Here is a 25,462-nt window from a genome sequence, read left to right as displayed (position 1 = left end):
ACCGCCCGGGATCCGGGCCGCAGCGGCGCGGGTGCGGTGCGGGTTGGTTGGATGGGGGCGTGTCGAGCCAGCCGGTCGTCGAGGTGCACGGGGTGGACGTCGTCCGGGGGCAGTCGCACCTGCTGCGCGGCGTCGACTGGACGGTGCGGGCGGACGAGCGCTGGGTGGTGCTCGGGCCCAACGGCGCGGGCAAGACGACGCTGCTCCAGCTCGCCGCGGCCCACCTGCACCCCACCCGCGGTCAGGTCACGCTGCTGGGGGAGACCCTCGGCGCGGTCGACGTGTTCGAGCTGCGCCCGCGGATCGGGCTGACCAGCGCGGCGCTGGCCGCGCGGCTGCAGGGCGGCGAGCGGGCCGGCGACGTCGTGCTGTCCGCGGGCTACGCGGTGGTCGGCCGCGGGCGGGAGCGCTACGACGTCGACGACCTCACCCGCGCCGCGTCGCTCATGCACCAGTGGGGCGTCACCCCGATGGCGCACCGCCCGTTCGGCACGCTGAGCGAGGGTGAGCGCAAGCGGGTGCAGATCGCCCGCGCGCTCATGCCCGACCCCGAGCTGCTGCTGCTCGACGAGCCCGGCGCCGGCCTGGACCTCGGCGGCCGGGAGGACCTGGTCAGCCGGCTGACCGACCTCGCCACCTCCCCGTCGGCGCCGGCGCAGGTGCTGGTCACCCACCACGTCGAGGAGATCCCGCCCGGGTACACCCACGCGCTGCTGCTGCGCGGCGGCGGGGTGGTCGCCGCCGGGCCGCTGGAGCAGGTGGTCGGCCAGGAGGCCCTGTCGGAGACCTTCGGGCTGGCCCTGTCGGTGCAGCGCTCCGAGGGGCGCTGGACCGCCCGCCGGGCCGCCTGAAAGAGGACCCCCCTGCCCCCCGAGAAGGACCCCCCTGCCCCCCGCCACTCGCAGGCTCGCGGCGGGACCCTGCAGGGGGGCCGTCCGAAGCTCGCGACGGGTCCCTGCAGGGGGGCCACCCCTGGCTGTGCGAGCCGTGCAGACCGTCCGGGCCGTCCCGGGGTGTCGGCTGTCGTGGCCGGCGGCGCCCTGGGCGTCGGGGTGGTGGTCGCGCTGCTGCCGCTGGTGCTCTTCCCCACCGTGCTCAGCCAGGACGGCCCGGCGCACGTGGCGAGCGCCTGGGTCCTGCTGCGTGGCGGGGACGACGACGCCACCGGCGCGGTGCTGCGCGAGCACTACCGCACCGACCTGACGCCGGTGCCCAACATGCTGGCCACGCTGCTGCTGACCGCGCTGCTGCCCCTGGCCGGGCCGGACGGCGCGGAGAAGCTGCTGGTCGCCGGCCTCGTCCTCGGCCTGGTCGGCGCGCTGGCCGCCGCGGTCCGCGCGGTCGACCGGCGGGCCTGGTGGCTGGCCGCGGCCGCCCTGCCGCTCACCGGCAGCCACCTGGTCGCCTACGGCTTCTACAACTTCGTGCTCGGGGTCATCGGGGCGCTGCTGGTGCTGGCGGTGGTGCTGCGCCGGCCGGACGGCTGGCGGGTGGGTGCGGCCGCGGGGCTGGCCGGCCTGCTCCTGCTCACCTGGAGCGCGCACCTGCTGCCGTGGGTCTTCGCCGCGGGCAGCGCGCTGGTGCTGGCCGCCGTCCGCACCGCCGTCGCGGCCCGTGCGGCCGGGAGGCTGCCCGCCGCCCGCCGGCACGCCGTGCCGGTGCTGCTCGCCGTCGCGCCGTCGGCGGCGCTGACCGCCGGGTACCTGGCCTCGGGGGAGGGGCCGCCGGCCGACGCCGACGTGCGACCGCGGGCCGAGCGGGTGCTCGAGCTGCTGACCGGGCTGCGGCCCTACGTCACCGGCTGGGGGGAGGAGCGCCCCGCGGCGCAGGTCACCGTGGTGCTGCTCGCCGTGCTCGCCGCCGCGGCGCTGCGGCGGGCCCGACCCGGCGGTCCAGGCCGGCGCGCCGAGCGGGTCGCCCTGGGGCTGCTGCTGGTCGGGGTCACCGGGGTGCACTGGCTGACCCCCGGCCGGCTGAGCGAGGACTTCGGCTTCCTGCCCGACCGGCTGGCCTGGTTCCCCCCGCTGCTGCTCGTGCTGTGGGCGGCCACCCGCGCCCCTGGCCCGCGCGTCGCCGCGGCCGCGACCGTGCTGCTGGTCACCGCGGCCTCCGCGGCGGCGCTGGCGCGGCTGCCGGCGCAGGCGGCCGCGGCCGGGGAGGTCGGCGAGCTGCTGGCCCTGGCCGAGCACGTCCCGGCCGGGTCCACCGTCGCCGTCCTGCAGTACGACCGCTCGGTCGTCTGGCCCGGGAGGGGGTCGCCGGACCCGCTGCGCCACGAGTCCAGCCGCTTGGCGGTCCGCGCCGGCGGGGTCGACCTCGGGCACTACGAGGCGGTGTACGACTACTTCCAGGTGCGCTTCACCGGGGCGCCGTCCCTGCGGCAGCGGCTGGACGCCGACCCCGACGTGCGCGGGCTCGAGCAGATCCCCCCGGCGGTCGACCTGCCCGCGGTGCGCGGCGAGCTCGACGCCGTCGTCGTGCTCGGGCTGGCGCGGGCCGACGCCGACGTCCGTCGCACCCAGGGAGCGCGAGCCGTCACCGAGGAGCTGGCGGCCCACTACTCTGCGGTGGCGACCTCGCCGTCCGGGCTGGCCGTCCTGTGGCGCGCCGAGCGGGGGTCGGGTGAGACTGCCCGCAGCGGCAGCGCGGCCGCCCCCCGGAGCGGACCGATCGGTCCAGGTACAACGGAGGGGACGCCGACGCCCGGCTGAGCCACCGGCCGGGCCCAGGACCCGGGTCACCGGGCAGAGCCAGCGGAGGATGCGTGCCCAGTCCACAGCCGGGACCCGGCTCCACCGCCGCGCGCCCGGCCCGCCGTCCGCACGCGTGACCGCTGGCACCGAGGGCGCGCAGGCCACCCGGGTCCGCCCGGCCCCCGCCCGACCCGACCGCCGCCCCGGCCTGTGGACCCGGCTGGGCGAACGCTCCGGGCAGCCCTGGCCGCTGGCCGTGCTGGCCACCGTCCTCGCCGGGTGCGTCGCCGTCGGCGTGCTCGCCCGCTTCGTGGCGCCCCCCGAGCTGTGGCTGGACGAGGCGCAGAGCGTCGCCATCGCCCGGCTGCCGCTGCCCGAACTGGTCACCGCCCTGGAGCAGGACGGCTCACCCCCGCTGTACTACCTGCTGCTGCACGGCTGGACGTCGCTGTTCGGCACCAGTGCCACCGCGGTGCGCGCCCTGTCGGCCGTCATCGGCGTGCTCACCCTGCCGCTGGCCTGGTACGTGGCCCGCCGGCTGGCCGGCCGCCGCACCGCCGTCGCGCTCGTCGTGCTGCTGGCCACCTCGCCGTTCCTGATCCGCTACTCCAGCGAGACGCGCATGTACGCGCTGCTGGTGCTGCTCACCGTCCTCGGCGCCGCGGCCGGCGCGGCGGTGCTGCGCCGGCCCGGCCCCGGGCCGGTGCTCGGCCTCGGCGTGGTCACCGGCGCGCTGCTGCTCACCCACGTGTGGGCCTTCCACGTCGTCGCGGTCACCGGCCTGCTCGCGCTGGCGGCGCTGCGCTCCCGCCGCGCGGTCGCGCTGCGCGTCCTCGCCGCGCTCGCGGTCGGCGGGCTGCTGTTCAGCCCCTGGCTGCTGTCGCTGTTCGTGCAGCTGGCGCACACCGGGACGCCGTGGGCCGCGCCGCCGGCGTTCGCCGTGCTGCCGATGGCGCTGGAGGCCTGGCGCGGCGGGTCGCAGGTCCGCGACCACGTGCTCGGGACGGCGCTGCTGCTGCTGGCGACCGTCGGCCTGCTCGCCGCCCCCACCACTCGCCGTCCCGGCGCCCGCACGGTGCTCCTGGCGCTGCCCCCCCGCCCCTCCCGCGCGGTGCTCCTCGCGCTGTCGCTGGGCACCCTCCTGGTGGCCGGCGCGGTGAGCGCGCTGACCGGCACCGCCGTCGCCGACCGCTACACCAGCGTCGCCGTGCTGGCCTTCCTGACCCTGGTCGCCCTGGGCGTGGCCGCGCTGCCGGGCGTCGCGCTGCGCGCCACCGGGCTCCTCCTGGTCGCCGGCCTCGGGCTGGCCAGCGCGCTGCCCGGGCTGACCGACGCGCGCACCCAGGCCGGCGAGGTGGCCCAGGCCCTCGAGGACGCCGCCCCCGGGGACGTCGTCGTCTTCTGCCCCGACCAGCTCGGGCCCGGGGTGACCCGGCTGGTGCCGCCGGAGCAGCGGCTGGACCTGGTCGTCTACCCCGACCTGCGCCCGGCCGACCGGGTCGACTGGACCGACTACGCGGAGCGGGTGACCAGCATGTCGTCGGCGGCCGTCGCGGCCGACGTGCTGCAGCGGGCCGGGGACTCCTCGGGTGTCTGGGTGGTCACCGGGCCGGGCTACCGGGTGCCGTCCGGCCAGCGCTGCGACGGCCTGGTCGACGCGCTGGAGCGCGCCCGTGGCGAGGCCGAACCGGTCGTGACCCCCGATCCGCGCCCGGAGGAGAACCACCGGCTGGAGTACCTGGCGCCGGTCGCTGACTAGGGTGCGGCGACGACGTCGTCCACCGCCTGGAGGTCCCCGTGGCAGAGCCGGAGTTCGTGACGCTGCAGGTCGAGGACGGGGTGGGGACCATCCGCCTCGACCGGCCGAAGATGAACGCCATCGACGAGCAGCTGCACCTGGAGGTGCGGGCCGCGGCGCTGCAGGCCGGTGAGCGGGCCGACGTCCGGGCCGTCGTCCTCTACGGCGGGGAGCGGGTGTTCGCCGCCGGCGCCGACATCAAGGCGATGTCGCAGCTCGACGGCCGCAGCATGGTGGCCTGGGGGCGGGAGCTGACCAACTCCTTCACCGCGGTGCAGGAGATCCCCAAGCCGGTCATCGCCGCGATCACCGGCTACGCCCTCGGCGGGGGCTACGAGCTGGCGCTGTGCGCCGACTTCCGGGTCATGGGGGCCGGCGCCAAGGTGGGCCAGCCGGAGATCCTGCTCGGCGTCATCCCCGGCGCCGGCGGCACCCAGCGGCTGGCCCGGCTGGTCGGCCCGGCCCGGGCCAAGGACCTGGTGTTCACCGGGCGGCACGTCGGGGCCGAGGAGGCCCTGGAGATCGGCCTGGCCGACGCCGTCGTCCCCGACGCCGAGGTGTACGAGACGGCGGTCGCCATGGCGCGCAAGTTCGCCGCCGGCCCGCCGCTGGCGCTGGCCGCGGCCAAGAAGGCGATCGACGAGGGCCTGGACCGGCCGCTGCGCGAGGGCCTGGTCCTGGAGAGCCGGCTGTTCGCCGAGCTGTTCGACACGGAGGACCAGGCCACGGGCATGCGCTCGTTCCTGCAGGACGGGCCGGGGAAGGCCACCTTCGCCGGGCGCTGACCCGCCGCCTGCGGCGGGCGCGGTCACCGGGCCGCCCACCCCCTGCCCGTTACCGGCCGGTAACCTGGACCATCGACAGCAGGCGGGCGTCCGCCCGCGCCCCGATGCGTGGAGGAGGGTCCGACGATGGAGATCGTCGTTCTGGTCAAGCAGGTCCCCGATTCCGGGAGCGAGCGCACCCTGGACCCGGCGGACAACACCGTCGCCCGCGGCAGCGCGGACAACGTGGTCAACGAGATCGACGAGTACGCCATCGAGGAGGCCCTCGTCCTCAAGGAGGCGCACGGCGGCGAGGTCACCGTGCTGACCGTGGGTCCGGAGTCCGCGTCCGACGCCATCCGCAAGGCGCTGTCCATGGGCGCGGACAAGGCCGTGCACGTCGTCGACGACGCCATGCACGGTTCCTGCGCCCCGCAGACCTCCGCGGTCCTGGCCGCGGCGCTGCAGCAGCTGTCCTTCGACATCGTGCTGTGCGGCGCGGAGTCCACCGACGGCCAGCTGTCGGTGATGCCGGCGCTGCTGTCCGAGCGGCTGGGCATCCCGCAGCTGTCCGGCGCCCGCAAGCTGACCATCGAGGACGGCGTCGCCAAGGTCGAGCGGCAGACCGACGGCGGCTACTGGGCGCTGGAGGCGCCGCTGCCGGCCATCGTGTCCACCTGGGACACCATCAACGAGCCGCGCTACCCCTCCTTCAAGGGGATCATGGCCGCCAAGAAGAAGCCGGTGACCAAGCTGTCGCTGGCCGACATCGGCATCGACCCGTCCACCGTGGGCCTGGCGACGGCGACCAGCCAGGTGCTCGACTTCGCCGGCCGCCCGCCGAAGGGTGCCGGTGTCAAGGTCACCGACGAGGGCGACGGCGCCACGAAGCTGGTCGACTACCTCGCCGGCCAGAAGATCGTCTGACCCGCGTCGACGCGCAGAGGGAGAACTGTCATGGCAGAGGTGCTGGTCCTCGTCGAGCTCAACCCGACCGGTGAGGGCGTCCGCAAGACCACGCTGGAGGCGCTGACCGCCGCCCGCGTGCTCGGCGAGCCGTCCGCGGTCGTCATCGGTGCCCCGGGCACCGCGGCCGCCGTCCGGCCGCAACTGGCCGAGTACGGCGCAGCGCGGGTCTACGTCGCGGAGTCCGAGGAGGTCGAGCAGTTCCTCGTCGTCCCCAAGGCCGAGGTGCTCGCACAGCTCGTGGCCGACAAGCAGCCCGCCGCGGTGGTCATGCCCTCTTCACCGGAGGGCAAGGAGATCGCCGGCCGGCTGGCCATCAAGACCGGCAGCGGCTTCCTGACCGACGTCACCGAGATCGCCCCCGACGGCACCGCGACCCAGGTCGCCTTCGCCGGGGCGACCATCGTGCACTCCAAGGTCACCACCGGCACCCCGATCTACACGGTGCGCGGCAACTCGGTGACCCCGGAGCCCGCCCCCGGCGCGGCCGAGGAGGAGCAGGTGACGGTGCAGCTGTCCGACGCCGCTCGCGCCACCCGCGTGCTCGACCGGGTCGTGGAGCAGAAGTCCTCCCGGCCGGAGCTGACGGAGGCCTCGATCGTCGTCTCCGGCGGTCGCGGCGTGGCCTCGGCGGAGAACTTCTCCCTCATCGAGGGTCTCGCCGACAGCCTCGGCGCGGCGGTCGGTGCCTCGCGCGCCGCGGTGGACTCCGGCTTCTACCCGCACACCTTCCAGGTGGGGCAGACCGGCAAGACCGTCAGCCCGCAGCTCTACATCGCCGTGGGCATCTCCGGGGCCATCCAGCACCGGGCCGGCATGCAGACGTCGAAGACCATCGTCGCGGTCAACAAGGACGCCGAGGCGCCGATCTTCGAGCTCGCCGACTTCGGCGTCGTGGGCGACCTGAACACCGTCGTCCCGCAGGCCACCGAGGCGATCGCCGCCCGCAAGTGAAGGACCCCTCCGCCCCCCACCCCTCGCACGCTCGGGGCGGGACCCTGCGGAGGGGCCGTGCCCGAACGGCACCAGCCCCCCACCCCTCGCACGCTCGGGGCGGGACCCTGCGGAGGGGCCGTTCCGACACCCAGTGAGCCCGGGCGCCGGTCCCCGTCGGGGGCCGGCGTCCGGTGTGTCCGGGGCGGGGGGAGGGCACGGGGACACCGCGGTTCAACGGGGAGGTGGGCGTGGCAGGTGACGCCGGGCTCTGGGACCGGTCCTCCCGCCGGACGACCGCCGGGCTGCTCACCCTCGTCACGCTGATCGCCTTCGAGGCCATGGCGGTCGGGACGGCGATGCCGACGGCGGTGACCGAGCTCGACGGGCTGGCGTGGTACGCGTGGCCGTTCAGCGCCTTCCTCGTCACCTCCGTCGTCGGCATGGTGCTGGGCGGGCAGGCCGGTGACCGCCGGGGCGCCTGGCCGGCGCTGCCGTGGGGGGTCGCCACCTTCGCCCTCGGCCTGCTGGTGGCCGGCGCGGCGCAGCACATGGCCGTCCTGGTCGCCGGCCGGGCGGTGCAGGGCCTGGGCGCCGGGGTCATGGTCACCCTGCTCTACGTCATCGCCGGGCACGCCTACGCGCCCGCCCTGCGGCCCCGGCTGTTCGGGGCCATCTCCGCCGCGTGGGTGCTGCCGGCGCTGGTCGGGCCGGTGGTCTCCGGGCTGGTCACCGCGCACGCCTCCTGGCGGGGGGTGTTCCTCGGCCTGCTGCCGCTGGTCGTCGTCGGTCTGCTGCTGGTGGTGCCGGTCAGCCGCCTGGGCCCGCCCGGCGCCGGAGGAGCCGCGGTGCGGCGGGGTGCCGTCGGCTCCGCGCTGCTCGCCGGCCTGGGCATCGGGCTGCTGCAGTACGCCGGGCAGCGGCTGGACGGCCCCGCTCTGCTGCTCGCCGTCGCCGGGGCGGGTGCCCTCGCGGCCGGCCTGCGCCGGCTGCTGCCGGCCGGCACCGTCCGGGCCCGCCGCGGTCTGCCCGCCGTCGTCGCCTCCCGCGGGCTGCTGGCCGGTGCCTTCTTCGGGGTGGACGCCCTGCTGCCGCTGACCCTGACCGCGGTGCACGGTCACGGTCCGACCGCCGCCGGGCTGCCCCTGACCGCCGGGGCCATCGGCTGGGCGGCCGCCTCCCAGCTGCAGGGCCGGCGCCCCGACGTCCCGCGGACGAGGGTCCTGCGGGCCGGGTTCGTGCTGCTGTCCGTGGGGCTGGCCGGCACCGCGCTGGCCGCCGTCTCGGCGCTGGGTGGCTGGCCGGCGTACCTCACCTGGGCGGTCGCCGGGCTCGGGATGGGCCTGGGCATGCCCAGCGTGGGGGTGCTGCTGCTCGACCAGTCGCCGGAGTCCGAGCGCGGCGCGAACGCCGCGGCGCTGCAGATCGCCGACGTCACCGCCTCGGCCCTGTGCGTGGGCCTGGCCGGCATCCTGCTGGCCGCCGCCGGCGCCGGGGCGCTGTCCCTGCCGGCCGCGGTGCTCGGCTCGGTCGCCGCGCTGACCGTGCTCGCCGTGGCCGGCACCGGCGTCGCCGGGCGGGCGGCCGCCCCGGCGCGGCGGAGGGCTGCGGCGGACGCGACTACATTGGCCACGTCATGAGCTCCTCCGAGACGGTCTACCTGGACCACGCCGCGACCACCCCGCTGCTGCCGGCGGTGCTGGCCGCGATGACCGCACAGCTGGGCCGGGTCGGCAACGCCTCCGCGCTGCACGCCAGCGGCCGCGCCGCCCGCCGGGTCGCCGAGCAGTCGCGCGAGCGGCTGGCCGAGGCCCTGGGCGCCCGGCCGTCGGAGGTGCTGTTCACCGGCGGCGGCACCGAGAGCGACAACCTCGCCGTCAAGGGCCTGTTCTGGGCGCGCCGGGACGCCGACGCCCGCCGCCGGCGCATCGTGGTCAGCCCCGCCGAGCACCACGCGGTGCTCGACAGCGTCGAGTGGCTGGCCAAGCACGACGGCGCCGAGGTCACCTGGCTGCCGGTCGACCCGACCGGCCGGGTCACCCCGGGTGCCCTGCGCGCGGCGCTGGGCACCGGGGAGGACGTCGCCCTGGTCAGCGTCATGTGGGCCAACAACGAGATCGGCACGGTCAGCGACCTGGCCGCGCTGGCCGAGGTGGCGCACGCGGTCGGCGTCCCGCTGCACACCGACGCCGTCCAGGCCGTCGGGCAGGTGCCGGTCGACTTCGCCGCCAGCGGCGTGGACGCGCTGACCATGACCGCGCACAAGCTCGGCGGGCCGATGGGCGCCGGCGTGCTGCTGCTGCGCCGCGACGCCGCGTGCACCCCGCTGCTGCACGGCGGCGGCCAGGAGCGCGACGTGCGCTCGGGCACCCTCGACGTCGCGGCCATCGTCGGGCTGCAGGTCGCGGCCACCACGGCCGTCGCCGAGCGGGAGGACCGTGCCGACCGGGTGTCCGTGCTGCGCGACCGGCTGGTGGCCGGCGTGGTGGCGCAGGTGCCCGACGTCCAGCTCAACGGGGCGGCCCTGGACGACCTGGTCGACGGCACGGTCGCCGGCGGGCCGGGGCGGCTGCCCGGCAACGCCCACCTGTCCTTCCCGGGTGCGGAGGGCGACGCGCTGCTCATGCTGCTCGACGCCCGCGGCGTGGAGTGCTCCACCGGCTCGGCGTGCAGCGCCGGCGTCGCCCGGCCCAGCCACGTGCTGCTGGCCACCGGCGCCGACCCCGACCGGGCGCGCAGCTCGCTGCGGTTCAGCCTCGGGCACACCTCGACCGACGCCGACGTCGACGCCCTCCTCGCGGTGATCGGGCCGGTGGTGGAGCGCGCCCGCCGGGCGGGGATGGGCCGGCGGTGAGGCTGCTCGCCGCGATGAGCGGCGGCGTGGACTCCGCCGTCGCCGCCGCGCTGGCCGTGGACGCCGGGCACGACGTCACCGGCGTGCACCTGGCACTGTCACCGGACCGGCAGACCCTGCGCAGCGGTGCCCGCGGCTGCTGCAGCGTCGAGGACGCGCACGACGCCCGCCGGGTCGCCGACGAGCTGGGCATCCCGTTCTACGTCTGGGACCTCGCCGACCGGTTCGCCCAGGACGTCGTCGAGGACTTCGTCGCCGAGTACGCCGCCGGGCGCACCCCGAACCCGTGCCTGCGGTGCAACGAGCGGATCAAGTTCTCCGCGGTGCTGGACCGGGCGCGGGCCCTGGGCTTCGACGCGGTGGTCACCGGCCACCACGCCCGGCTGGTGGACGGCGAGCTGCGCCGCTCGGTGGACACGGCCAAGGACCAGTCCTACGTGCTCGCCGTCCTCACCCCCGCGCAGCTGGCCGGGGCGGTGTTCCCGCTGGGGTCGATGACCAAGCAGCGGGTGCGCGAGGTCGCCGCCGAGCGCGGCTTCGCGGTGGCCACCAAGGCCGACTCGCACGACGTCTGCTTCATCCCCGACGGCGACACCCGCGGCTTCCTCACCCGACGGCTCGGTGCCCGGCCCGGCCCGGTGGTCGACGCCGCGACCGGCGCGACGGTGGGGCAGCACGCCGGCACCCACGGGTTCACGGTGGGCCAGCGCCGCGGGCTCGGGGTCGCCGTCGGCGACTCCCGGCCGCGCTACGTGCTGGGCATCGAGCCGGTGACCCGCACGGTGACCATCGGCACCGCGGACCTCGCCGGGGTGACCGAGGTCCGTACCGCCCCGCCGACCTGGACCGGCCCGGCGCCGGCCCTCCCGGTGCGGGCCGAGGTGCAGCTGCGCGCGCACGGCAGCCCGGTGCCGTGCGCGGTCACCGCGGGGGACGACGGCGGCCTGCGGCTGCTGCTCGACACCGCGCAGCGCGGGGTCGCGCCGGGCCAGTCGGCGGTGCTGTACGCCCCCGACGCCGGGCGCGGCGACCTCGTGCTGGGCCAGGGGACCGTCGCCGCGACCGCCTGACCCGGCTCACCCGCGGATCGCCGCGCCGCTCGCCGTGTCGAAGAAGTGCAGGCGCTCGGTGTCGACGACCACCTCGATCTCGTCGCCCGGCCGCACCCGCGACCGCGGCGCGAACGAGGCGACGAACTTGGTGCCCGCCACCCGGTGCGACGTCTCCTCGGCCCGGGCGTCCTGGGCCAGGGCGCGGGTGTCCTCGGTGACCACCTCGGGGGCGTCCACGGTGAAGTGCACGGTGATCTCCGACCCCAGCGCCTCGGTCAGCACCACCCGCGCCCGGAGCCGCGCGTCCTCGGGTGCGTCGCGGGCGATCCGGGCGTCCTCCATGTCCTCGCTGCGGATGCCCACGGCCACCTCGTGCCCGACGTGGCCGGCCAGCGCCGGCGCCTTGGCCAGCGCCTCCGGGCCCAGCCGCAGCGGGCAGGAGCCGAGGTGGACGACCAGACCGTCGCCGGCGCGCTCGACCCGGCCCAGGCCCATGTTCATCGGCGGGGAGCCGATGAAGCCCGCGACGAAGAGGTTGGCCGGGTTGTCGTAGAGGTACTGCGGGTCGCCGGCCTGCTGCAGCACCCCGGCCTTGAGGACGGCGACCCGGTCGCCCATGGTCATGGCCTCGACCTGGTCGTGCGTGACGTAGATCGTCGTCGTCCCCAGGTCCTGCTGGACCTGGGCGATCTCCGCGCGCATCTGCACCCGCAGCTTGGCGTCGAGGTTGGACAGCGGCTCGTCCATGAGGAACACCGAGGGCTCGCGGACGATCGCCCGCCCCATCGCCACCCGCTGACGCTGCCCGCCGGACAGCTGGGCGGGCTTGCGGTCCAGCAGCGGCGTCAGCTCCAGCATGTCGGCGGCGCGCTGCACCCGCCGGCCGATCTCGGCCTTGTCCATGCGCTTGATCCGCAGCCCGTAGCCGATGTTGTCGGCCACCGTCATGTGCGGGTACAGGGCGTAGGACTGGAAGACCATGGCGATGTCGCGGTCCCGCGGCGGGAGCGTGTTGACCACCCGGTCGCCGATGCGCAGCGTCCCGCTGGTCACGTCCTCGAGCCCGGCGACCATGCGCAGCGCGGTGCTCTTCCCACAGCCCGAGGGGCCGACGAGCACCAGGAACTCCCCGTCGGCGATCGCGAGGTCGAGGTCCTTCACGGCGTGGAACCCGTTCTCGTACTGCTTGTTGACCTTGTCGAGGACTACCTCGGCCATGCTGCTCTCCGGGCGTTCGGGGGTCAGGCGAGCTGCCAGACCTGGAAGGTGGGTCCGTCCCCGGGCAGGACGGCGGTGGAGGTGGCGTCGGCGACCAGCGGCGGTGCCCCGCCGTGGACGTTGGGCGCCTCGCCGGTCAGCCCCAGCGGGACGGCCGGGAGCCGCAGCGGCCGCCCCGGGGCCCGGCGGGCCAGGACGAGGAGCCGCTCGCCGGGCGCCTCGCGCAGGAAGGCCATGACGTCGCCGTCGGCGGCCAGCCAGCGCAGCCCGCCGCGGCGCAGCGCGGTGCTCCGGCGGCGCAGGGCGGCCAGGGCGCGGTAGGCGTCCAGCGTCTGCCCGTCCCAGGTCTCGGGGGCGTGCCAGGGGAACGGCGTGCGCGCGGCCTCGCCGGAGGTGCCGGTCAGCCCCAGCTCGTCGCCGGCGAAGACCATGGGTGCACCGGGGAGGGTGAACAGCAGCCCCGCGGCGACCTCGTGCACCTCCCGGGTGCGCACCAGCGTGCGGATGCGGGCGGTGTCGTGGCTGGACAGGATCGACCAGGAGGTCGCCGTGGCCCGCCAGGGGCGCGCGGCGGTGAAGGCCCGCATCGTGGCCACCGACGCCTCGGCCGGCAGCCGGGGCACCGGCGGCGGCAGGCCGGGGTGGCGGTGCTCCTCGGCGTCCGGGGCGCGCAGCCAGGAGCGGACGGGCGTGCTGAACCTCGCGTAGTCCATGACCCCGTGCCAGCCCTCGCCGGCCAGGTCGGCGCTGGCGTCGAAGCTGTGCTCGGCGAGCAGCAGCGCGTCCCGGCCGCTGTCGGCCAGGGTGCGCCGCAGCGCGCGCACCACCGCGCGGTTGTGGTCGTCCCGGCCGCGGCGCCCGGTCATCTGGCCGACGTCGATGCGCCAGCCGTCCAGGGAGAACGGCGGGCGCAGCCACCGGCCGGCGGTGCTGTCCGGCCCCTCGACCAGCCGCCGGCGCAGCTCCGCGGAGCCGAAGTCGAACTTGACCAGCGTGTCGTAGCCGAGCCAGTTCTCGTAGGCGTCGGAGTCCGGGCCGGCGAAGTAGAAGAACCCCCGCTCCGCCGATCCGCGGTCGGCCAGCGCCCGGCGGAACCAGGTGTGGGTGTCCCCGCAGTGGTTGGTGGTGAGGTCGCCGAGCAGGCGCATGCCGCGCCGGTGCACGGCGTCCGACAGCCGCGCCAGCGCCTCGTCGCCGCCGAGCAGGGGGTCGACGGCGGTGAAGTCGGTGGCGTTGTAGCGGTGGTTGGACTCCGCCGGGAAGAACGGGGTGAGGTAGACGGTGTCGGCGCCCAGGCCCGCGACGTGGTCCAGGTGGGCGGTGACGCCGTCGAGGTCGCCCCCGTACAGCTGGGTGGCCACGGTCGGGCCGAACGCGTCCACCGGGTCCTGCCAGCGGGCGGGGTGCGCCCAGGCCGGCGTGCGCCGACCGTCGGCGGCGGGCGAGCGGGCGAACCGGTCGGGGAAGACCTGGTAGACGACGGCGTCGCGGGCCCACCCGGGCGCCGCGGGGGGCACGGCGAGGCGGAAGTCGGCGGCGTCGGTGACCTCGTGGCCGTGCACCCCGGCGCCGGTGAGCCAGCGGTAGCCGCGCGGTCCGCCGGTGAGCAGGAAGCGGTAGTGGGTGTCCGGGTTGCGCACCGGGACCTCGCAGCGCCACCACGTGTCGGTCGGCGTCGTCCGGTCGACCGTCCCGGGGAACAGCTCGGCCTCCCCGTCCGGGGTGGACCGCACGTGCACGCCGGTGGCGCCGTCGCCGGTCGGCACCCGCAGGAACACCGTCGCGGTGCTGCCGACCGCCGGCGCGTCGTCCGGCACGAACAGCGCCGACCCGTCGGAGTGCGGCAGCGCCAGGGCCGACGCCGGGTCGACCGGGGTCACCCCTTCACCGCACCGGCCGTCAGCCCACCGACGATGTAGCGCTGCAGGTACTGGAACAGCAGCACGGTCGGGATGGCGGTGATCAGCGCCCCGGCGGCGAACACCCCGAAGTTGTCGTTGCGCTGGATGCCGGAGGCCACCAGGCCGTAGAGCCCGACCGCCACGGTCTTCGACCGGTCGTCGGTGAGGAAGACGCTGGCGATGATGAACTCGCTCACCGTGGCGATGAAGGCCAGCAGGCCGGTCACCGCCAGGATCGGCCGGACCAGGGGCAGGATGATGCCGAAGAAGACCTGCGCGTGGGTGGCGCCGTCGACCTTGGCCGACTCGTCGAGGTCCCGGGGGACGGTGTCGAAGAAGCCCTTCATCAGCCACGTGTTCACGCCCAGCGCCGTCCCGAGGGTCAACAGGATCAGCGCCCACGGGGTGTTGAAGCCGAGGGCCGGGTAGTACTCGCTGACCACCACGAACACCAGGTACAGCGCGACGATGTTGAGGAACTGCGGGAACAGCTGGACCAGCAGCGCGGTCAGCAGACCGACCCGCCGGCCGGTGAACCGGAACCGCGAGAAGGCGAAGGCCGCGCAGGCCGACAGGAACACCGACAGCCCGGCCGACAGCAGGCCGATGAGCAGGGTGTTGCCGAACCAGCGCGCGAACCGGGTCTCGGTGAACAGCTCGGTGAAGTTGGCGAGGCTGGCGCCGGTCGGGACGAGCGTGGAGGAGCTCAGCGTCCCGACCGGGTTGAACGCGGCGGAGACCACGAACAGGATCGGGAAGAGCGCGAAGGCCAGGGCGAGCAGGCCGACGAGGTGCCGCCAGCCGACCTGGCGGAACCAGCCACCCCGGGTACCGCCGAGCCGGACGGCGCCGGGCGGCGGGTCGCCGCCTTCACCGCCGGGGTTGACCGAGGGGGGCGGGGCGGTCTGCACGCCGGTCATCGGTTGACCTCCTCCAGGGCTCGGGTGCGGCGGAACATCAGGATCGACATGACGGCGACGATGAGGAAGATGAGCACGGAGATGGCCGCAGCGAACCCGTACTGCGCGCCGCCCACCCCGAACGCCAGCCGGTAGGTGTAGGTGATCAACAGGTCGGTCGCTCCCGCCTGCGGGTTGTCCGCCGGGAACGGCCCGCCCTCGGTGATCAGGTAGACCGCGTTGAAGTTGTTGAAGTTGAACGCGAACGAGGTGATCAGCAGCGGGGACAGCGCGACCAGCAGCAGCGGGAAGGTGATGGTGCGGAAGGCGTAGCCGGGCCGGGCGCCGTCGACGCCGGCGGCCTCGGTGAGGTCGGCCGGGATGGCCTGCAGCGCACCGGTGGCCACCAGGAACATGTAGGGGTAGCCCATCCACAGCTGGACCAGCAGCACCGCCACCCGCGCCGTCCACGGCTCGCCGAGCCAGTTGACGTCCAGCCCCAGCAGCCGGTTGACCAGGCCGAAGTCGGTGTTGAACATGTCCCGCCAGACCAGCAGCATCGCGAAGGCCGGCATGGCGTAGGGGAGGATCAGCAGCGAGCGGTAGAGGCGCTGCCCGCGCAGCCGCGGGTGGTTGAGCACCACCGCCATGAACAGCCCCGCCGCGAAGGTGAGCAGGACCGACAGCGCCGCGAAGGCCAGGTTCCACACCAGGATCTGGAAGAAGTACTGGCTGATCGTGGGGTTGGTGACCACGGCGGCGAAGTTCTCCAGGCCGACGCCGACCCGCCAGCCCTGGGCCAGGTTGTCGCCGTTCTCGTCGACGAAGTAGCCGACCTCCTCGTCGGCGGTCCAGACCTGCCCGCTCTGCGCGTCGGTGATGCAGTCGCACCCGGCGTCGTACTGCTGGCGGGCCGCGCCCTCGTAGGCGCTGGACAGGCCCTGGTTGCGGATGGCCCCACCGTCGGTCGGGACGCTGAAGGTGGAGATCTCGGCGTCGCGGGCCGTCGCCTGCCCGAGGTCGAGGACCGTGTACCCGTCCAGGGCGGTGATCCGGCCGGTGGAGCCGACCTCCACGTCGTCGGGGTCGAGTTCCTCCAGCCCCTCGGCGGTGCCGAGGAAGTACTCGTCCTGGGCGGTGTCGGTGAGCAGGAAGACGACGTCCCCGGTGGCCGGGTCGCCCTCGGTGGCGATCGACAGCTCGTAGGTGGGGGAGTCGGGCAGCTGCTGGACGGAGGCGCCCTCGATGGCGCGGACCGCGTCCTCCTTGCTGCCCCGGTGCGCGTCGCCGTAGTTGGTGAAGGCGATCGACACGGTGTAGACGACCGGGAACAGCTGGAAGGCGAGCAGGAACAGCGTGCCGGGGACGAGGTACTTCAGGGGCACGTGCCGCGGTGAGAGGTAGACCCAGAACAGCAGCGCGGTGACCAGCACGAGGACGGCGAGCAGCAGCCACTCGCCGGCGGCGACCAGCGGCAGGGCGGCGGCGACCGCGATCGCGCCCACCACGGCGAGCAGGGTGGTCTTGACCACCTGGCCGACGACCGTGGTGGAACCCCGGCTCCTCGGCCGGCGCCCGCCCTCGTGCGGGGTGGAGGTCTGCGGCGCCTGCTGCAGCGATGAGGCCACGGGACGGCTCCTTCCGAGCGGGCCCCGGTGCCGGTCGGGCACCGGTGGGTGGCCGGACCGCCGCAGCCGGGGCTGCGGCGGTCCGGCCGGCCGGGTCAGTTGATCGCGTCGGAGATCGTCTGGGCGGCCGAGGTGATCGTCGACGGGACGTCCGCGCCGCCGATGACGGCGGCCTCGGCCTTGCCCATCGGGTCGAACACGGCCTGCATCTCCGGGATCGCCGGGAGGATGTCGCCGCCCTCACCGGCGGCCAGCACCTGGGCGACCAGCGGGTTGTCGGCCTGGACCGCCTCGAGGACGGCGGTCAGCGCCGGCGGGCGCGGGTCGGCCTCGAACAGCTGCTGGGCGATCTCGGGGTTGGTGAAGTAGTTCGTGGCGAACTCCTGGGCCAGCGTCTTGTTGTCGCTGCCGCTGGCGACGTACATCGCCTGCACGCCCACGAACGGCCGCGCGGGGCCGCCGTCGGCGAAGCCGGGCACCGGGCTGATCTCGAAGGGCACGTCGGTCTCGGCCAGCGGGGCCAGGTTCCACGGCCCGGACAGCATGTAGACCGCGTCGCCGCCGCCGAACAGGTTGACGATGTTCTCCCCGGTGATCGAGCGCTTGAGCACCCCGGCACCGGTCTCGCCGAGGGCGCCGATCTTCTGGAAGGCCTCCACCGACCCGGGGGAGCCCAGGCCGAAGTCGGCCGGGTCGTAGCTGCCGTCGGGGTTCTCGCCGAACAGGTAGCCGCCACCGGAGGTGAACAGCGGGTAGATGTGGTAGGGGTCGCCGACCTCGCCGACGGGCAGCGCGAGCACCTCGCTGGCCCGCCCCTCCGCGACGACGGCCTGCCCGGTGGCCACCAGGTCCTCGATGGTGGACGGCGCCTCGGGCGCCAGGTCGGTGTTGCGGAACAGCACGACGTTCTCAACCGCGAACGGCACACCGTAGACCTGGCCGTTGAAGGTGACGCCCTCGATGGCCAGCGGGTTGAACTCCGCGGTCTGCTCGGGGGACAGCTGGATCGGGTCGATGGCGCCGTTCTGGACGAAGTTGCCGATCCAGTCGTGTGCGCCCATGACGATGTCGGGGCCCTCGCCGGCCTGCGCGGCCGTCACGAACTGCGACTGGACGTTCTCCGCGATCGACTGGACCTCGACGGTGACCCCGTTCTCCTCGCCGAACTGCTGCCCCAGGGTCTCCATGATCGGGGTGCGCTCGGCGTCGACCATGATCGTCAGGTCGGCCTCGCCACCGCCCCCACCGCCGGTGCCACCGCCCCCGCCGGCCGCCTCGCCGTCGGTCTCGCTGCCGCCTCCGCAGGCGCTCACCGCCATCGTCACGGCGACGCTGCCGACCAGCGCCTTCCAGCTGCGCCCACGCATGTGTCTTCCCCCTCGTCGATCTCCGGTGACCGGCTCCGTCGGTGACCCGCGTGGTCGCGCGACGGACCGCGCCCAGCGAAGGTCCTGGCCGCCGGCCGGTCAACGCTTCGTCACCAACCGTTGCCGAACCGTTTCCCGTCGCCGGGCGGGCGGGCGACCGGCACCGGTCCGGCCCCGGCGGAGGCCGGCCGGAGGCGGTCCGTCGGGGTGCCGAGCGGCCCTCGGCCGGGGACTACCGTCGGCGCCGTGGCCCCGCTGGACCCCGTCTCGCCCGCCGACCCCGACGTCCCCGCCGACCTCGCCGCCGCGGGGACGGCCCCCGGTGCGGAGCCGGCCGGGCGGTGGGGGGCGGCGACCGGCGTGGGCTCGCTGCCCGGCGCGGACCCGGCCGAGGCAATGCGCGTGGTCACCGGCGAGCTGCCCGACTTCGCCCACCTGCCCGAGCTGCCCGGCCGCGGGGCGGGCGCGGACCTGCTCGGGCGCAGCGCCGCGCTGCTGGTCGACCTGGCCGTCGAGCTGACCCCGGCCGGCTGGCGGCTGGTCCCGCGGGCGGGGGTCGACCTGCGCCGCGCCCAGGAGTTCCTGGCCCGCGACCTCGACGCCCTGCACGACGTCGCCGAGGGCTACTCCGGGCCGTTCAAGGTGCAGGCCGCCGGGCCGTGGACGCTGGCCGCCGGCCTGGAGCGCACCCGCGGCGACCGCGCCGTCGTCGACCCCGGCGCCCGCCGCGACCTCGCCCAGTCGCTCACCGAGGGGCTGGCGGCGCACGTCGCCGCCGTCACCGCACGGGTGCCCGGGGCGCGGGTGGTCGTCCAGCTCGACGAGCCCTCGCTGCCCGCCGTCCTCCAGGGGGCGCTGCCCACCGCCAGCGGCTTCGGGAAGCTGGCAGCGGTCGAGGAGCCGGTGGTGCAGCAGGAGCTCGCCGCCGTCGTCGGCGCCCTGCCCGGTCCGGTGGTGGTGCACTGCTGCGGCAACCGGGCGCCCCTGGAGCTGTTCGGCGCGGCCGGCGCGGACGGCGTCTCCTTCGACCTCGGGCTGGTGCAGGACCTCGACGCCCTGGGCGCCGCGGTGGAGGCCGGCACCCGGCTGCTCGCCGGCGTCGTCCCCGGCACCGACGCGCCGCTGCCCGCGCCGAGGGCGACGGCGTCGCGCGTGCGGGCGTGGTGGCGGGAGCTCGGCTTCGCCGCAGACGTGCTGCACGAGGCGGTCACCCTCACCCCGTCCTGCGGGCTGGCCGGCGCCACGCCGGGGTACGCGCGGGCGGCCATGACCCACGTGCGCGAGGCCGCGAGGTACCTGCTGCCGGAGTGACCGCCCTCAGCGCGCCTCCAGCGCGCTCGCCCGCGGGGCGTCGGCCGGCCCGGCGACCGTGACGTCGTCGACGAAGCAGTGGGCCCAGGTCTCGCCCGGCTCGCCCGAGACCACCAGCGGGTGGTCGGACTCGCGGGCGTGCGCGCGGGCGTGCCGGCCGGGCGAGGAGTCGCAGCAGCCGACGTGCCCGCAGGTCAGGCAGATGCGCAGGTGCACCCAGCCGTGCCCGTCGCGCAGGCACTCGACGCAGCCCCAGGCCGTGGGCAGCACCGCGCGGGACAGCGCCCCGTGCCCGCAGCCGCTGTCCGCCGGCCACGGGTAGCGGACGACGGCGGTCGTGTCGAGGACGGTCTCGTCCTGGCCGGGCGTCTTCTTGCGGTGCCCCAGGCGGCCGAGCACCGACAGCACCAGCGCGTGGTCGGAGGCGCGGTCGCGGTCGACCACGGAGTCCGCGCCGGCCTCGGCCAGGACGGCGACGTCGACGTCGCCCCGCGGGCGGACGACGATCGGCGCCCGGGTGAGCGCGCGGGCCACCGACACCACCCGCTCGGCCTGCTCGGGCTCGTCCTCGGCCACCACGACCAGGCGGGCGCGGTCCACGCCGGCCTCCTGCAGCACGCGCAGCTTCGTGGGGTCCCCGCGCAGCACCGGGTACCCGGCCGCGGCCGCCTCCGCCGCGCCGTCGGGGTTCAGCGTCGTCATGACCAGCGGCTCACCGCGGGAGCGCAGCGTGCCGGCCAGGTGCAGCGCCGTCGGACCCCACCCCAGGATCGCCACGTGGTCCGTCGGCGCCCCGGGCTCCACCCCGGCGGGCCCGCCGTCGCGGCCGTCCGCGCCCGGGCCCGCCGCGGTGCCGGCCCGCCGGTCGACCGCGGCGCCGAGCGCGGCCAGCGCCGGGGTCGCGACCATGAGCAGCACCGTCGTCGCCACGAAGGTCTGCGCGCCGTCGTCCCCGAGGCCGAGGGGGGACAGCCCGGCGGCCGTGCCGACGGTCAGCAGCACGAAGGAGAACTCACCGACCTGGGCGAGCAGCAGCCCGGAGGCCACCGCGGTGCGCCACCGGATCCGCAGCGCGAGCACGGCGGCCGACGTGGTCAGCGTCTTGACCACCAGCACGCCGAGCGCGGCGCCGAGCACCAGCGCCCAGTTGTCCAGCACGAAGCCGACGTCGAGCAGCATGCCCACCGACACGAAGAACACCGCGCTGAAGACGATCTGCAGCGGCAGCACCTCGGCGAGGGCCTGGGAGCTCGCGCGGCTCTCGCTGACCATGAGGCCGGCGAGGAAGGCGCCGAGGGAGACGCTCACCCCGGCCAGGGCGGTGAGGAAGGCGGTGCCGAAGCAGACGGCGACGACGGCCAGCAGGAACACCTCGGGCGAGCAGGTGCGGGCCACCACCTCCAGGACCGGCGGCAGCACGCGTCGGGCCACGACGAGGACGGCGCCGACCACCAGCACCGCGGTCACCGCGGCGCGCAGCAGGGACGCGCCGCCACCGCCCTCGCCCCCCTCGCCGCCGAGGAGCGGGACGACCAGGACCATGCCCACGACCGCGAGGTCCTGGGCGATGAGCAGCGCGAGGGCCAGCTGCCCGCGCCGTCCGGACTGCTCGTGCCGGTCGCCCAGCAGCTTGAGCACGATGGCGGTCGATGACAGGGCGAGCAGGAAGCCGGTGAACAGCCCGTCCTGCCAGGTGCCGCCCAGGGCGAGGGTGAGGACCAGGCCCGCGGCGGTCGCCAGGCCGACCTGCAGCGCGCCCCCGAGCGCGATCCAGGTCCACACCCGGGCCAGCCGGTCGAGGGAGAACTCGATGCCGATGGTGAACAGCAGCAGGATGACGCCGACGTCGGCCGCCGCCTGCACCGCCTCGTCGTTCTGCACCACCCCGAGCTGCGCCGGCCCGATGAGCACGCCGGCGGCGAGGAAGCCGACGATCGGGACGACCCGCGCGCGGGCCATCAGGTAGCCGATCACCGCGGCGGCGACGACGAGCCCGGCCGCCGGCCCGAGGTAGGCCGGGGGGCCGTCGGCGGCGGCGAGGACGGTCAGCGGCTCCATGCGGCCTCCTCCGGGGCGGCCCGGCCGCCGTGGCCGGGGACCTGTGCGCATGGTCCCCCCGGCGCGTCGGCCCGCGCCAGGACCGGCCCCCCGGTCGCCCCCGGGCCCGCCGCCCGACGGGGTGAACGGAGCTCCGCCGTCGTACCCGGCGGATACCGTTCCCGCCGTGACCACCGACGCCGAGCTGGAGGAGCCGCAGGTCGACGCGCCCCGGGTCGTGGCGCCGGCCGACCGGGCGGACCTCACCGAGGTCCCCGACGCGGCGCGCACCCGGCACCGCGACCTGGCCGAGGAGCTGGACCGCCACGCGTTCGCCTACTACGTGCAGGACGCGCCACTGGTCAGCGACGGGCAGTACGACGAGCTCATGGGCGAGCTCCGGGCGATCGAGGCCGCCCACCCCGCGCTGGTCACCCCGGACTCACCCAGCCAGAAGGTCAACGGCGGCTTCACCGCGACCTTCGCCCCCGTCCGGCACCTGGAGCGGATGCAGAGCCTGGACAACGCCTTCTCCCGTGACGAGCTGTCGGCCTGGGCCACCCGGGTGGAGCGCGAGGTCGGCTCCGCGGCGGTGTACCTCTGCGAGCTCAAGGTGGACGGCGTCGCGGTCGACCTGGTCTACGAGCGCGGCCGGCTGGTGCGCGCGGCCACCCGCGGGGACGGCGTCACCGGGGAGGACGTCACCGCCAACGTGCGCACGATGGACGACGTCCCGCAGCAGCTCACCGGTGCCGACGTGCCGCCGCTGCTGGAGGTCCGGGGGGAGGTCTACTTCCCGGTCGCCGCCTTCGCCGACGTCAACGCCGGCATGGTCGAGGCGGGCCGGGCGCCGTTCGCCAACCCGCGCAACGCCGCCGCCGGCTCCCTGCGGCAGAAGGACCCGCGGGTCACCGCCTCCCGGCCGCTGCGGCTGGTGGTGCACGGTCTCGGCGCGCGCGAGGGGTTCGCCCCCGAGCGGCAGTCGGAGGCCTACACGCGGCTGCGCGAGCTGGGGCTGCCGGTCAGCGACCGGTTCGCGGTGCTGGACGACCTCGAGGGCGTGTGGGGCTACGTCGAGCGCTACCGCGAGCAGCGGCACTCCGTGGAGCACGAGATCGACGGCGTCGTCGTCAAGGTCGACCAGGTGGCGCTGCAGCGCCGGCTGGGCTCGACCTCGCGGGCGCCGCGCTGGGCGATCGCGTTCAAGTACCCGCCGGAGGAGGCCACCACCCGGCTGCTCGACATCCGGGTCAACGTCGGGCGCACCGGGCGGGTCACCCCGTTCGCGTACATGGAGCCGGTGAAGGTGGCCGGCTCGACGGTCCAGCTGGCCACCCTGCACAACGCGAGCGAGGTGCAGCGCAAGGGCGTCCTCATCGGCGACACCGTGGTCATCCGCAAGGCCGGCGACGTCATCCCCGAGGTGCTGGGGCCGGTGGTCGCGGCCCGCACCGGCGACGAGCGGCCGTTCGTGATGCCCACGCACTGCCCCGAGTGCGGCACCGAGCTGCGGCACGAGCGGGAGGGCGACGCCGACATCCGCTGCCCCAACGCCCGGTCCTGCCCCGCGCAGCTGCGGGAGCGCGTCTTCCACGTCGCCGGCCGCGGCGCCTTCGACATCGAGAACCTCGGCTACGAGGCGGCGGTCGCGCTGCTGCAGGGCGGCCTGCTGCAGGACGAGGGCGACCTGTTCTTCCTGGACGAGGCGGCGCTGTGCCGCACCGCGTTCTTCACCCGGAAGGACGGCGCGCTGTCGGCCAACGGGCAGAAGCTGCTGGCCAACCTGCAGACCCGTCGGGACGTCCCGCTGTGGCGGGTGCTGGTCGCGCTGTCCATCCGGCACGTCGGCCCGACGGCCGCGCAGGCGCTGGCCCGCGACTTCCGCTCGATCGACCGGATCGTGACGGCGTCGGAGGAGGAGCTGGCGGCGGCCGACGGGGTGGGGCCGACGATCGCGAGGTCGGTGCTGGACTGGTTCGCCGTCGACTGGCACCGCGAGGTGGTGGAGAAGTGGCGCGCCGCGGGCGTGCGGATGGCCGACGAGGGCGACGCCGCCGGGCCCGGGCCGCTGACCGGCGTCACCGTCGTCGTCACCGGGTCGCTGCGCGACCACAGCCGCGACCAGGCGATCGCCGCCATCCAGGAGCGCGGTGGCAAGGTGACCGGCTCGGTGTCGAAGAAGACCGGCTTCGTCGTCGTCGGCGCCGACCCGGGCAGCAAGTACGACAAGGCGGTGCAGGTCGGGGCGCCGGTCCTGGACGACGACGGCTTCCGGGTGCTGCTGGAGGAGGGGCCCGAGGCGGCCCGTGCGGTGGCGACGGTCGGCGACGGCACCGAGCCGGCCGCACCGCCGGCGCCCGACGGCGGCGAGCCGCCGGGGGAGTGAGCCGGCCGGGGGAGTGGGCCGGCGGGGGAGTGGGCCGGCTCAGCCCGGCATCCGCCAGACCGACACGTGCGAGCGGCTCTCGCCGGTGAACGGGCGGCGCTGCCAGTCCTCCCACCGGGACTCCAGCACCATCCCGGCCAGTCGCGCCATGAGGTCGAGCTCGGCCGGCCACACGTACCGGAACGGCATCGAGACGACCCGCCACTGCCCGTCGCCCAGCCGGTGGTGGTGGGAGACCAGCCGCTGCGCGGCGACGTCGTACTCGTCGAAGCCGAGACGGGTGGGGGAGAGCAGGAACGGCCGGGCGACCTCCCCGGGGGGGAGCCGGCGCAGCTCGGGGACGCCCACCTCGACGACGAACCGACCACCGGGGGCCAGGTGGCGGGCGACGTTCCGGAAGCAGGAGACCTGCTCGTCCTGGGTCGTCAGGTTCATGATCGTGTTGAACACGAGGTAGGCCAGGGTGAAGACGCCGTCCACCGAGGTGGTCGCGAAGTCCCCCAGCGTGACGGGGACCCGGTCGGCCCCGGGCTTGGCCCGCAGCCGCGCCAGCATGTCGGGGGACAGGTCGATGCCGTGCACGCCGACCCCGCGGGCGGCCAGGGGCAGCGCGACCCGGCCGGTGCCGACTCCGAGCTCCAGGGCGGTGCCGTCACCGGCGAGGTCGGCGAGGAGGTCGACGACCGGGTCCAGGACCGCGGGGGTGGAGACGTCGGCGGAGGACTCGTCGTAGTGCTCCGCGACCCACCCGGCGAAGTGGTCGACCGTCATGCGGGCAGCGTGCCGACGGGTCGGGCCGACGCGCCACCGGTTTACCGGCCGCCTGCCGGGACCGCGGTGCGTGCGGACGCGAACGGCCCTCCTGCAGGGTCCCGCCGCGAGCTCGCGAGTGGTGGGAGGGCAGGAGGGTCCTCCATCAGGCCGGCGGCAGGTGCGCGACGCTGGCGGCGATGCCGGCGAGGTGCACCAGGCGCAGCAGCTCCGAGCGACGGTAGGCCGGCCCGCCGGAGCGGCCGGTCACCACCGCCGTCCGGAGGTCGCCGAAGGGGGCCGCCATCATCTCGATGGCCATCTCCCGCCAGCGCTCGGGCAGCCAGTCCGCCTCGCTGGGCAGCAGCCGCGGGCTGTCCAGCGGCAGCCACGGCAGGGTCATGCCGTCGAAGGACGGCGCCGCGTCGGAGGCGGCCAGCACCTCGCACGGGCCTCCCGCGTCGCCGGAGAGGACGACCGCCCAGCCGCTGTGGAACACCCGCGGCAGCTCGGCCGCCAGCAGCTTCACCGCGAGCGTGGGCGACCCCGGCGCCGCCGCCCGGGCGAGCGCCTCCAGCAGCTCCAGCTCGCGGTGGGTGTCCAGCGGACCGGCGAAGGGGCGCAGCGACTCCACCTGCACACCCGGCACGGCCTGCGCGGCGGTGATCAGGCTGTCCGGCAGCCGGTCGGGCGGCAGGTCCACCACGACGTCGTCGACGGCCACCCCACCGCCGCGCTCGAGCACGTCGACGGACACGATGTCGATGCCCGCCTCACCCAGGGCCGTGGCCACGGCGCCGAGGATGCCGGGACGGTCGGGGACGACCAGCCGCAGGAGATGGGACACGGTTCCTCCGGGTCGTGGCCCCTGCACGGTCCCGGCGCGAGCCTGCGAGCGGCGGGGG

General features: G+C 75.7%; 19 protein-coding genes. 11 read left to right on the top strand and 8 right to left on the bottom strand.

The genetic code is table 11. The annotated features are described in order from the left end of the window. Positions 1-59: 59 nt before the first annotated feature. The 9 genes from RTG05_RS16445 to mnmA all read left to right on the top strand — a co-directional run bounded on the left by RTG05_RS16445 (position 60) and on the right by mnmA (position 11,078). The gene (locus tag RTG05_RS16445; protein WP_166526009.1) at positions 60-851 is read left to right on the top strand and encodes an ABC transporter ATP-binding protein; all 792 of its coding nucleotides are present in this window, start codon (positions 60-62) and stop codon (positions 849-851) included. 174 nt (positions 852-1,025) lie between these two features. Next, a complete protein-coding gene (locus RTG05_RS16440; RefSeq protein ID WP_315911961.1) occupies positions 1,026-2,711 on the top strand; it encodes a hypothetical protein in 1,686 nt (561 codons plus the stop codon). Positions 2,712-2,826: 115 nt separating this feature from the next. Beyond that, the gene (locus tag RTG05_RS16435; protein WP_166526007.1) at positions 2,827-4,452 is read left to right on the top strand and encodes a glycosyltransferase family 39 protein; all 1,626 of its coding nucleotides are present in this window, start codon (positions 2,827-2,829) and stop codon (positions 4,450-4,452) included. A gap of 38 nt (positions 4,453-4,490) precedes the next feature. Continuing rightward, a complete protein-coding gene (locus RTG05_RS16430; protein ID WP_166526006.1) occupies positions 4,491-5,276 on the top strand; it encodes an enoyl-CoA hydratase/isomerase family protein in 786 nt (261 codons plus the stop codon). Between the two features lie 126 nt (positions 5,277-5,402). Beyond that, positions 5,403-6,182 carry an electron transfer flavoprotein subunit beta/FixA family protein gene (locus RTG05_RS16425; protein ID WP_166526005.1) on the top strand — a complete coding sequence of 260 codons (780 nt, stop codon included), beginning with the start codon at positions 5,403-5,405 and terminating at the stop codon, positions 6,180-6,182. Between the two features lie 30 nt (positions 6,183-6,212). Next, entirely contained in the window at positions 6,213-7,175 is a 963-nt protein-coding gene (locus tag RTG05_RS16420) for an electron transfer flavoprotein subunit alpha/FixB family protein (protein WP_166526004.1), read from the top strand. A 230-nt stretch (positions 7,176-7,405) separates the two neighbouring features. Beyond that, positions 7,406-8,794: an MFS transporter gene (locus RTG05_RS16415; protein ID WP_315911960.1), complete on the top strand. Its 1,389-nt coding sequence runs from the start codon at positions 7,406-7,408 to the stop codon at positions 8,792-8,794. Next, positions 8,791-10,008 carry a cysteine desulfurase family protein gene (locus tag RTG05_RS16410; protein WP_166526003.1) on the top strand — a complete coding sequence of 406 codons (1,218 nt, stop codon included), beginning with the start codon at positions 8,791-8,793 and terminating at the stop codon, positions 10,006-10,008. The genes RTG05_RS16415 and RTG05_RS16410 overlap by 4 nt, the downstream gene beginning before the upstream one ends. Next, a complete protein-coding gene (gene mnmA, locus RTG05_RS16405; RefSeq protein ID WP_166526002.1) occupies positions 10,005-11,078 on the top strand; it encodes a tRNA 2-thiouridine(34) synthase MnmA in 1,074 nt (357 codons plus the stop codon). The genes RTG05_RS16410 and mnmA overlap by 4 nt, the downstream gene beginning before the upstream one ends. Positions 11,079-11,084: 6 nt before the next feature. Here the strand turns inward: mnmA and RTG05_RS16400 are convergent, their stop codons facing one another. The 5 genes from RTG05_RS16400 to RTG05_RS16380 all read right to left on the bottom strand — a co-directional run bounded on the left by RTG05_RS16400 (position 11,085) and on the right by RTG05_RS16380 (position 18,073). After that, positions 11,085-12,278, bottom strand: coding sequence for an ABC transporter ATP-binding protein (locus tag RTG05_RS16400; RefSeq protein WP_166526001.1), 1,194 nt, complete (start codon positions 12,276-12,278; stop codon positions 11,085-11,087). Between the two features lie 23 nt (positions 12,279-12,301). After that, on the bottom strand, positions 12,302-14,158 hold the full coding sequence (locus RTG05_RS16395) for an alpha-amylase family glycosyl hydrolase (protein WP_208104618.1): 1,857 nt from the start codon (positions 14,156-14,158) through the stop codon (positions 12,302-12,304). Next, the gene (locus RTG05_RS16390) at positions 14,155-15,099 is read right to left on the bottom strand and encodes a sugar ABC transporter permease (RefSeq protein ID WP_166526000.1); all 945 of its coding nucleotides are present in this window, start codon (positions 15,097-15,099) and stop codon (positions 14,155-14,157) included. The genes RTG05_RS16395 and RTG05_RS16390 overlap by 4 nt, the downstream gene beginning before the upstream one ends. After that, a complete protein-coding gene (locus RTG05_RS16385) occupies positions 15,096-16,706 on the bottom strand; it encodes an ABC transporter permease subunit (RefSeq protein WP_208104617.1) in 1,611 nt (536 codons plus the stop codon). Before RTG05_RS16385 ends, RTG05_RS16390 begins: the two co-directional genes overlap by 4 nt. 95 nt (positions 16,707-16,801) lie before the next feature. Beyond that, positions 16,802-18,073 carry a sugar ABC transporter substrate-binding protein gene (locus RTG05_RS16380; protein WP_166525999.1) on the bottom strand — a complete coding sequence of 424 codons (1,272 nt, stop codon included), beginning with the start codon at positions 18,071-18,073 and terminating at the stop codon, positions 16,802-16,804. A gap of 246 nt (positions 18,074-18,319) precedes the next feature. On the opposite strand from RTG05_RS16380, the gene RTG05_RS16375 reads away from it, so the two are divergent. Continuing rightward, positions 18,320-19,384 (top strand): methionine synthase, encoded by a 1,065-nt coding sequence (locus RTG05_RS16375; protein WP_166525998.1) that lies wholly within the window; start codon positions 18,320-18,322, stop codon positions 19,382-19,384. 6 nt (positions 19,385-19,390) lie between these two features. On the opposite strand, the gene RTG05_RS16370 is transcribed toward RTG05_RS16375, so the two are convergent. After that, positions 19,391-21,442, bottom strand: a complete 2,052-nt coding sequence (locus RTG05_RS16370; protein ID WP_166525997.1) for a cation:proton antiporter — start codon at positions 21,440-21,442, stop codon at positions 19,391-19,393. A 166-nt stretch (positions 21,443-21,608) separates the two neighbouring features. Here RTG05_RS16370 and ligA point away from each other — a divergent pair, with 166 nt between their 5' ends. Beyond that, entirely contained in the window at positions 21,609-23,807 is a 2,199-nt protein-coding gene (gene ligA, locus RTG05_RS16365) for an NAD-dependent DNA ligase LigA (protein WP_208104616.1), read from the top strand. Between the two features lie 39 nt (positions 23,808-23,846). On the opposite strand, the gene RTG05_RS16360 is transcribed toward ligA, so the two are convergent. Both RTG05_RS16360 and RTG05_RS16355 read right to left on the bottom strand, forming a co-directional pair. Next, positions 23,847-24,578, bottom strand: a complete 732-nt coding sequence (locus RTG05_RS16360) for a class I SAM-dependent DNA methyltransferase (protein ID WP_166525996.1) — start codon at positions 24,576-24,578, stop codon at positions 23,847-23,849. A gap of 145 nt (positions 24,579-24,723) precedes the next feature. Next, on the bottom strand, positions 24,724-25,404 hold the full coding sequence (locus RTG05_RS16355) for an ACT domain-containing protein (RefSeq protein WP_166525995.1): 681 nt from the start codon (positions 25,402-25,404) through the stop codon (positions 24,724-24,726). Positions 25,405-25,462 lie beyond the last annotated feature (58 nt).

It is taken from the genome of Geodermatophilus sp. DSM 44513 (assembly GCF_032460525.1).
Taxonomy (GTDB): Bacteria; Actinomycetota; Actinomycetes; order Mycobacteriales; family Geodermatophilaceae; genus Geodermatophilus.
This window is presented reverse-complemented; position numbering and strand designations above follow the sequence as displayed.

Excerpts from the sequence above, each read along its gene's own strand:
- RTG05_RS16390 (WP_166526000.1), bottom strand. The coding sequence starts at position 15,099 with ATGACCGGCGTGCAGACCGCCCCGCCCCCCTCGGTCAACCCCGGCGGT.
- RTG05_RS16380 (WP_166525999.1), bottom strand. The coding sequence starts at position 18,073 with ATGCGTGGGCGCAGCTGGAAGGCGCTGGTCGGCAGCGTCGCCGTGACG.
- RTG05_RS16425 (WP_166526005.1), top strand. The coding sequence starts at position 5,403 with ATGGAGATCGTCGTTCTGGTCAAGCAGGTCCCCGATTCCGGGAGCGAG.
- RTG05_RS16420 (WP_166526004.1), top strand. The coding sequence starts at position 6,213 with ATGGCAGAGGTGCTGGTCCTCGTCGAGCTCAACCCGACCGGTGAGGGC.
- RTG05_RS16400 (WP_166526001.1), bottom strand. The coding sequence starts at position 12,278 with ATGGCCGAGGTAGTCCTCGACAAGGTCAACAAGCAGTACGAGAACGGG.
- RTG05_RS16410 (WP_166526003.1), top strand. The coding sequence starts at position 8,791 with ATGAGCTCCTCCGAGACGGTCTACCTGGACCACGCCGCGACCACCCCG.
- RTG05_RS16370 (WP_166525997.1), bottom strand. The coding sequence starts at position 21,442 with ATGGAGCCGCTGACCGTCCTCGCCGCCGCCGACGGCCCCCCGGCCTAC.
- RTG05_RS16360 (WP_166525996.1), bottom strand. The coding sequence starts at position 24,578 with ATGACGGTCGACCACTTCGCCGGGTGGGTCGCGGAGCACTACGACGAG.